Raw genomic sequence first — 7,742 nt, forward strand, 5'->3', positions numbered from 1 at the left:
ATCCTCAGAGGGCTCGGCACTTGGCGGGGGCGGTTTCGTAGTACGCGTTGGTGTCCGCGTCGGCGGGCAGTTCGAAGCGCAGTTCGCAGCGCTCCAGCCCCGGTGCGCTGATCCACAGCGCACGGCGGTCGAGGACGTTGGGCAAAAACACCAGGCCGCCGTCCTGCACCAGGGTCACGAACTCGCCGTCCTCGGTGTTCACGGCGGCCCCGCGTGGCAGGGGCGCGCCGTTGGCGGTGGTGGCCTTGAGCAAAGCTCGACGGGTCATCGTGATGCCGAATTCAACGTTGTCGACGGCGCCGCGACCGGCCGAAATCACTGCCAGCCCGTTGTGAATGTCGGCGTTGCGCGGTAGGGTTTTGGTGTCGACTTCCACCGGGCTGCGGCCGTACGCCGCCACTTGCGGGATCACCGCCTGACCTTGCCAGTCGGTCCAGACCGGACCGCTGGGCGTCGACACTTTGATCGAACCCATGTCGCCCACCGACAGCAGGGCAAAGGTGTCGCTCACCGGGTATGGCGACAGCGTCAAGCCGCCGCCATGCAACACTGCGCCGCCGCGAGCGCCGGCCTGATAGCTGGAGCGTTCGTCATCGGCGCGGGTGTAGTTGAGATCGAGCTGGGTGTAGCGCGGCAGCAGCGAAACGCCGGCCGTGGATTGCACCTGTTTGTTGCGTGTGTCGTGTTCGACGCCGACCCGGTAACCCAGCTGATCGTTGACCCGTTCACTCAAGCCGACGCCGCTGCGGTAATCACCGGCGGAACTGCGCACCCAGGTGCGCGCCCGGCGGTTCTCGCCCAGTGGAATGCTGAGGTTCAGGTAAACGCTGTCGTCGTTACGGTTGGCGCCGCTGACCTGCCATTCGGCGGTCGCCGAGACCGACACGCCACCGAAACTGGTGCCCCAGGAGGCGAGGGCGCGGCTGCTGCTTTGGCCGTCGAACGAACTGGATCGGCTGAAGCCGCTGCTGAACGCGCCGAGCCATGGATGCGACCACGACAGGGCCGCGCTCTGCTGATCGCGGTAACGGGAGTTGCTGTTGTCGGACGTGTTGTCGGACGTGTTGTCGAACACCGCCTCTTCCAGTTCCCGGTAGCCGAGGGTTCGGTAAGAGCTGCCGGCATTGAGCGCCCACTGTTCGCTCAAACGGTGCGAGACGCTCAGGTCAGCCTGAAGTCCCTGACTGGCTTGCTTGCCGCTGGCGTGCGCGCCGGTCAGCGTGGCTTGCACCTGGGTGACGGGCGAGGGCAACAGGCCGACACTGGCACCCGCCGCGCGGTAGTCGGCGGCGCCGGTCAGGCCGGCGCTGAGCAACACTTGCGGGGTGAGCGCACCGCTCCAGCCGCCGCTGATTACCCAGGGATCGCCCGCCTGCGCATCACCGACACTGCGCACCTGACCGGCCCCCAGCGAATAACCGGGCGCTGGCAAACTGACCCCCAGCATCGCGGCCTGCACGGTAAAACTGCGCTCGCTGCCATCGGCCTCCTTGATCGTGACTTCCACGTCGGAACGCGTGTTGAGCCGCCGCACATTGGTGAGCGCGAACGGGCCGGCGGGCACCACCGTGGAATGGATCAGCGAGCCGTTCTGGCGGACCTCGATCTGCGCCTGACTGTTGGCGATCCCTTCAATGACCGCGCTTTGCCCTTCGACCTGCAGCGCCTGCTCGTTCAGCACTTGCACGCCGGTGATCTGCGCACCGGCCAGCACCGGGTTGTAGAGGTTGATCTGACCCGCCTGCAGCACCGCTTCCTGACTGGCGAAGGTGCGCTGGGCGTAGGCCGCAATGTGTGTGGTGCGGGAAATGTCGTCCTGCCAGGTCTGTACCTGACGGCTGCGCACGATCCAGTCGCCGGCATTGAAACCGAGTACAGTGTTGGCCGAGGCGTAGCGGCTCGAACTGTCGCCTGAACGGCTATGCAAACCGGTGACGTCGTAGTTGATCAAACCGGCAATACCGCCGGTTTGATAACCGGAAAAATCCCGGGCCGTGGGGCGTATCGCGTCAGTCGGTACGATCAACGACAGGGCGAGGTTCGCGGGGTCCGGTTCGATGACGGCCTGCGGCGCGCTGCCAAGAAAATCGTGGCACTGACCATCCTCCAGCGTAAGCGCGGGCACCGTAAGGTTCGCGGCATCGAGCAGCGCCCGATCGAAGCACAACGCCCCGTCGCGATTGAACGTGACGTCGACCCGGCCATGGCGCTGGCCGTTGACCGTGAGCGTGACTGGGTGCCGGCCGGCCGTGAACTGCGGCGCCTGCATCAGCAACGTCGCCAGCGCCGGATCGATGCCGCGCTGCAGCAACGTGTCCTTGTCGAACGACGCCTCTCCGTGGGCGTCGAGCATCATCAGCGCGTTGCTCAGCAACAATGCCGTTGTGGTTCGCCGCCGCCATGGATAAGGGCGAGCGGCGCCCCGAATAACGGGCACGGCTTCGCCATCACGGTATATCGATACTGTGTTCATCGGGTTCACTTGGGTTATTGCGGCGTGCGGCTACCGGCACGCCTGTGGCAACGACCAGATGGCCGTCGCCTTGAAACATGGGCGCTCATCCGTCCGTGATGACGCCGTCAGGGTGGTTCAGGACTGGATGGGCGCCTCGTAATGCGGCACCGCAAAACCGTAGACCGTTGCCGGTTGAAAGCGCACCTGCGTGGCGGCGCCTTCGGGCACCTTGATGCTGATGTGCTCACCGGGCAGCACGTAGGTTTTCGGCAACATCGCGTTGCCCGCCGTCGGCAACAATTGCACCTCCTGGCCCAGACGGACCACATAAGGCGTGTCGTTGCGCACGGTCAGTTGACCGTCCTTCAGCGACCATTGCAGGTCGGTCCACGGCGTGCGATTGGGCGCCAGGCCTTTGGGGTGCAGGATCACCGGCAAGTTCTGGCGCACCGTCACGCCGACCCGGGCCTGCCCGGCTTCCGCGGGGGCTTTGCCCTGGGGGATGCCTTCAAAGATCACCCGCTTCAAACGCTGGGTGAGCAGGGGCTTTTCCGATTGCAGAATGAACCGCACCAATTGGGTTTTGCCCGCTTCGACGCGCGCCAGAGGCGGCGTCACGAACACCAGCGATTCGCTGTCCTCGGCAATGTCTTCGAGGGTGACGTGCATCAACGCCAGGTTGGTATCGGTGTTGGTCACGGACACGGACGCTTCGCCGTCGGCCTCGTTGACGATGACCACGGAAGTGTTCGGCACCATGCCGTCGGCCTGAGCCTGTGCGCTCAGCAGCAGGGCAAATGCGCCGAGGCCGGAATGGAACAGATGACGGGTGACTCTGGAAAACATCGTCATGACGTGTCTCGTTGGATACTCGAAAAAATGGAACCGGCAACGCCGGCCTATCAATAGTTCAGTTGCACAGTTACATGCCCGTCGATGGGGATTTCGTCGGTCAGCGTCAGGTCGTTCGCGCGCACGATGGTGGTAAACGTCGTGAGCCGCGCACGCAGATCCTTGATGGCGATCGGTGTGCTCAGGTCGCTCAATGCCGCGAACGCGGTCTGGCCGGCGTGCCCCAGGTAGGAAGACACTCGCCAGGTGGCACCGTCGTTGAGAGAGATGATGGTTCTCACCGTCGCCCCATCGGCCACCGCATCGAACAGGCCGAACGCAACACTGCCCAGGTTCTGGTCGTCGTTGATGACGCCCAGCCCGTGACTATTGGGGTGAAAGGCGGAAGAGCCTTCGCGGTTGTCGATCGTCGTCAGGGTAAATGGCGTGGCGCCATCGCAGTTCACCTCCAGGTACAGCGTGCCGTCTTGCAAGGCAGTCGGCTGGTCTGGTTTCAGGTCTTTTACTGTCAATTTGCCGTGGTCGACGATGCCGCCACCGGAAAGGCTGGGTGTGCAGGCGCTGGGGGTGATCAGGCCAGTGACGCTCAGGTCCGCGCTGCTGGCGGCGAAGGCCACCGGAGCGCAGGCGATCAACAGGGGCGTCAATAGAGCGAGGGAGCATCTTTCCATGATGGGTCGTCCTTTGAGTGAGCGGGCAACGCCGTGGGGCTGGCGTTGCTCGTTGATGACGGAGGGTTACAGGTACTCGATCTGGAGCGTTGCGGAACCGTCGAGTGTGACTTCGTCGGTCAGGGTCAGACTGTTGGCGGGGGCGATCTGGGTATGCACCGCAATATCGACCGTAACGTTCTGAAGGAAGTCAGGTGTCCAGGTGCTACCGCTCTGGTTGCCAAACGCCATCCAATAGGCCGGCGTAAGTGGTTCGTCATCCCAAAGCCGATTCCAGGTATCACCCTTGTCTCTTGAATACACCGCTGTCACTGGGGCATCGGCAACTGGGTTCATGAAAACCATGTTGTAGTAGCCCAGTTTCTCATTCGCGTTAATCAAACCCAGGCCGAAGTTCCCATTAACGGAACCACCCAAGCTTGCGGTCCCCTCCCGGTTATCAGATGTTTTGAGCGCAAATTGTGTGGAGGCATCGCAGTTCACAGTCAGTTGAATGGTCTCCACTCCAAGTGGAGTGTGGGCGGTCGGATTCAGGTCTTTCGCGGATTTCTTTCCGTAATCGACGACACCACCATTGGCCAGGCTTGGTGTGCACGCAACAGGAGTGATGATGCCCGTCACAGTCAGATCAGTACTGGAGGCGGCAAAAGCGGATGAGGCGCCGGTCAGCAGCAAAGCAGCAGTCAGAAGGGATAAACGCTTGTTCATGTGTTGGCTCTTCCTTGATGAACGATTGTTGGGAGTTGCCCTGTTATGGACAGGGCGCAATCTATCGATCGAAGTAGCCAGGCGGAATGCAACTAATACGAAAACGAACGGCTCGCTGTATGAAAACGTGTTGCGGGATACAAATCGCCCTCCTGCATCGCGTTGTCTGTAGTCCTTCTGTGTGGCCGATGTAGCTTGCAAACGTAGGGCGGTTCTTTTTGTTTTATAGGAGAAAGAACACCCCCCCGATTACATTGGACGAAGTGGTTTTACGGTCGGGAACGGACGTTGTGATGGGAACAGGACGGCGCTATTTTTCGCGCATTCCAGTCACCAAACAGGATAAATCCGACAATGCGCGTAATCATTGCTGACGACCATCCGGTCGTTCGTATCGGCTTGCGGATGCTCGTCGATCTGAACCGGACATGTGTGGTGGTGGGGGAGGCCGATGGTCCCGACAGCCTGTTGAGCCTGCTGTGCACGACGCCTTGTGATCTGTTGATCACCGACTTTTGCATGCCGGGCAACTTGCAGGCCGACGGACTGAAGATGCTGAGCCGGGTGCGACGTGGCTACCCGACGATGCCGATCATTCTGGTCACGATGTTTGCCAACGTCACTACCCTGAGGGCGGCGTTCGCACAAGGCGTGGTGGCGATCATCGCCAAAGGCGCGTCGGCGAAGGAACTTCCCCTGGCGATCAAGTCCGTGTCTGAAGGGCGACGTTATATCAGCGAGTCACTGCGCACGGCGCTGCTTCAGGCCGACGCCCGGGCCCGGTCGAGTTGCGCTGCACTGTCGGCAAAAGAGCACGAGGTGGTCCGAATGCTCGCCAGCGGAATGACCGTCAGTGAAATCGCCGGCCACTTCAAACGCAGCGTTTCGACCATCAGCAAACAGAAAAACATGGCCATGCAGCGGCTGGGCATTTCCACGGATGTGGACCTGTTTGCGTATGCCCGTGAGAGTGGCATGGTGCATTAGGCTTCGGCACACCTGAGGGTATTCCCGCCACGAATGCCGGTAGTGTTTCGAACATTAGTTGACTATCGTGCAGGCAATTCTACGAATCCAGTTTTCAAACCAGGGAGCTTGCCCATGAGTGATGCCCACAACGCCTTGATCACCCGATTCTATGAGGCCTTCCAGCGCCTGGATGCCGAAGCCATGAGCGCCTGCTACACCGACGACGTGGTGTTCAGTGATCCGGCATTCGGCGAATTGCGCGGGCGCGACGCGGGCGACATGTGGCGCATGCTCACGACCCGGGCCAAGGATTTTTCCCTGACTTTCGATAACGTGCGCAGCGATGATCGCAGCGGCGGCGCGCATTGGGTGGCGACGTACCTGTTCAGCCAGACCGGCAATACCGTGGTCAACGATATTCAGGCGCGTTTTGTGTTTCGCGACGGCAAGATCTGCGAGCATCACGACCGTTTTGATCTGTGGACCTGGTCGCGTCAGGCGCTGGGGTTCAAGGGCCTGCTGCTGGGCTGGACACCGCTGGTGAGAAACGCCGTTCGTGCTCAGGCCTTGAAGGGGCTGAAGGCATTTCAGGCCAGTCGCTGATAAGATCGCGGCTTGTTTTCTTTCAAGCCCTGATCGTCACGTGAACACGCCGAGCGAACCCGCCGCCATTGCCGCCGAACCGACGCTGCCCGCCAGCAAACCCTGGTTCGTCTACCTCGTTCGTGCGGCCAACGGTTCGCTCTATTGCGGGATCAGCGACGATCCCGTCCGCCGCTTCGCCACTCACCAGAGCGGCAAAGGCGCACGGTTCTTCCTTTCCAGCCCGGCGGTGGCATTGGTCTACACCGAAGTCTGCCGCGACAAAAGCGAAGCGCTGCGCCAGGAACGGCTGATCAAAAAACTCAAGAAAAGCGCCAAGGAATGTCTGGTGGCGACCTTTGCTGCGGGCTTATCAATCTGATTGATCAGTTCCCATCAGGCAGATCTGTAGGCTGCTCGCGGATTGCGCGCTAAGCTGCAGATTCCTGATTCGTGCGGCGGAGCCGAGCATGTCCGAGTTGATTCTTCACCATTACCCGACGTCCCCTTTCGCCGAAAAGGCCCGCCTGCTGCTGGGCTTCAAGGGCCTGTCCTGGCGCTCGGTGAAGATCTCGCCGGTGATGCCAAAACCCGATCTGACGGCTTTGACCGGTGGCTATCGCAAGACGCCGGTGTTGCAGATTGGTGCGGATATTTATTGCGACACGTCGCTGATCGCCCGTCGACTGGAGCAGGAAAAAGCCTTGCCGGCGTTCTTCCCGGAAGGTCAGGAAATGATCACCGCGAGCTTCGCCGCGTGGGCGGATTCGGTGGTGTTCCAGCATGCCGTGAGCCTGGTGTTTCAGCCTGCGTCGGTCGCGGTGCGTTTCGGCCATTTGCCGCCGGAAGCAATCAAGGCGTTCCTCGCCGATCGCGCCAGTTTTTTCAGCGGTGGCAGTGCGACAAAGTTGTCGGCCGAACAGGCGCGGCATCAATGGCCGACGATCATGACACGCCTGGAGCAACAGCTGCAGCGCGAGCAGGGCGACTTCCTGTTCGGTGAACCGTCGATTGCCGACTTCGCCCTGGCTCACTCGCTGTGGTTCCTGAAAGCGACACCGGTGACTGCGCCGCTGGTCGATGCGTACCCGGCGGTTGCCGCGTGGCATGCACGGGTCTTGGGTTTCGGGCATGGTGCGTTCAGCGAGATGACATCCGAGGAGGCGCTGGCGGTGGCGCGCAATGCCACGCCTGCCGCGTTGCCGGATGAGCAGTTCGAAGAGCCTAACGGGTTTGAGGCGGGTCAGCAGGTGGTTATCACGGCGACCGATTACGGTGTTGATCCGGTGGCCGGGGAGTTGCTGTTTGCCGGGCGTGAGGAATTGATCCTGCGCCGTGAAGACGAACGTGGCGGGGTGGTGCATGTGCACTTTCCGCGGTTCGGGTTTCGGATCGAGCGCATTAACAGCTAACGACGTACACCGACCTGTAGGAGCCGGCTTGCTGCGGGCGGCGTTCCGACGATAGCGGTGTATCAGTCAACATATTCATCGACTGACCCACCG

Annotated in this window: 8 protein-coding genes; 4 read left to right on the forward strand and 4 right to left on the reverse strand. The window is 61.5% G+C overall.

From position 1 onward, the window contains the following. Positions 1-4 precede the first annotated feature (4 nt). The 4 genes from IB254_RS21310 to IB254_RS21325 all read right to left on the reverse strand — a co-directional run bounded on the left by IB254_RS21310 (position 5) and on the right by IB254_RS21325 (position 4,686). Positions 5-2,473, reverse strand: a complete 2,469-nt coding sequence (locus tag IB254_RS21310) for a fimbria/pilus outer membrane usher protein (RefSeq protein WP_192419283.1) — start codon at positions 2,471-2,473, stop codon at positions 5-7. A 117-nt stretch (positions 2,474-2,590) separates the two neighbouring features. Next, the gene (locus tag IB254_RS21315) at positions 2,591-3,307 is read right to left on the reverse strand and encodes a fimbria/pilus chaperone family protein (protein ID WP_192419285.1); all 717 of its coding nucleotides are present in this window, start codon (positions 3,305-3,307) and stop codon (positions 2,591-2,593) included. 50 nt (positions 3,308-3,357) lie between these two features. Then, the gene (locus IB254_RS21320) at positions 3,358-3,978 is read right to left on the reverse strand and encodes a DUF1120 domain-containing protein (RefSeq protein ID WP_192419287.1); all 621 of its coding nucleotides are present in this window, start codon (positions 3,976-3,978) and stop codon (positions 3,358-3,360) included. Between the two features lie 66 nt (positions 3,979-4,044). Further along, positions 4,045-4,686, reverse strand: a complete 642-nt coding sequence (locus IB254_RS21325; RefSeq protein ID WP_192419289.1) for a DUF1120 domain-containing protein — start codon at positions 4,684-4,686, stop codon at positions 4,045-4,047. A gap of 354 nt (positions 4,687-5,040) precedes the next feature. On the opposite strand from IB254_RS21325, the gene IB254_RS21330 reads away from it, so the two are divergent. The 4 genes from IB254_RS21330 to IB254_RS21345 all read left to right on the forward strand — a co-directional run bounded on the left by IB254_RS21330 (position 5,041) and on the right by IB254_RS21345 (position 7,649). Further along, entirely contained in the window at positions 5,041-5,673 is a 633-nt protein-coding gene (locus IB254_RS21330) for a response regulator transcription factor (RefSeq protein ID WP_192419291.1), read from the forward strand. A gap of 114 nt (positions 5,674-5,787) precedes the next feature. After that, on the forward strand, positions 5,788-6,258 hold the full coding sequence (locus tag IB254_RS21335; protein WP_008026662.1) for a nuclear transport factor 2 family protein: 471 nt from the start codon (positions 5,788-5,790) through the stop codon (positions 6,256-6,258). Positions 6,259-6,298: 40 nt separating this feature from the next. Further along, on the forward strand, positions 6,299-6,619 hold the full coding sequence (locus IB254_RS21340; RefSeq protein ID WP_008026664.1) for a GIY-YIG nuclease family protein: 321 nt from the start codon (positions 6,299-6,301) through the stop codon (positions 6,617-6,619). 88 nt (positions 6,620-6,707) lie between these two features. Then, on the forward strand, positions 6,708-7,649 hold the full coding sequence (locus tag IB254_RS21345; protein ID WP_192419293.1) for a glutathione S-transferase family protein: 942 nt from the start codon (positions 6,708-6,710) through the stop codon (positions 7,647-7,649). Positions 7,650-7,742 lie beyond the last annotated feature (93 nt).

This window comes from Pseudomonas sp. PDM03 (genome assembly GCF_014852385.1).
GTDB classification, from domain to species: Bacteria; Pseudomonadota; Gammaproteobacteria; order Pseudomonadales; family Pseudomonadaceae; genus Aquipseudomonas; species Aquipseudomonas migulae.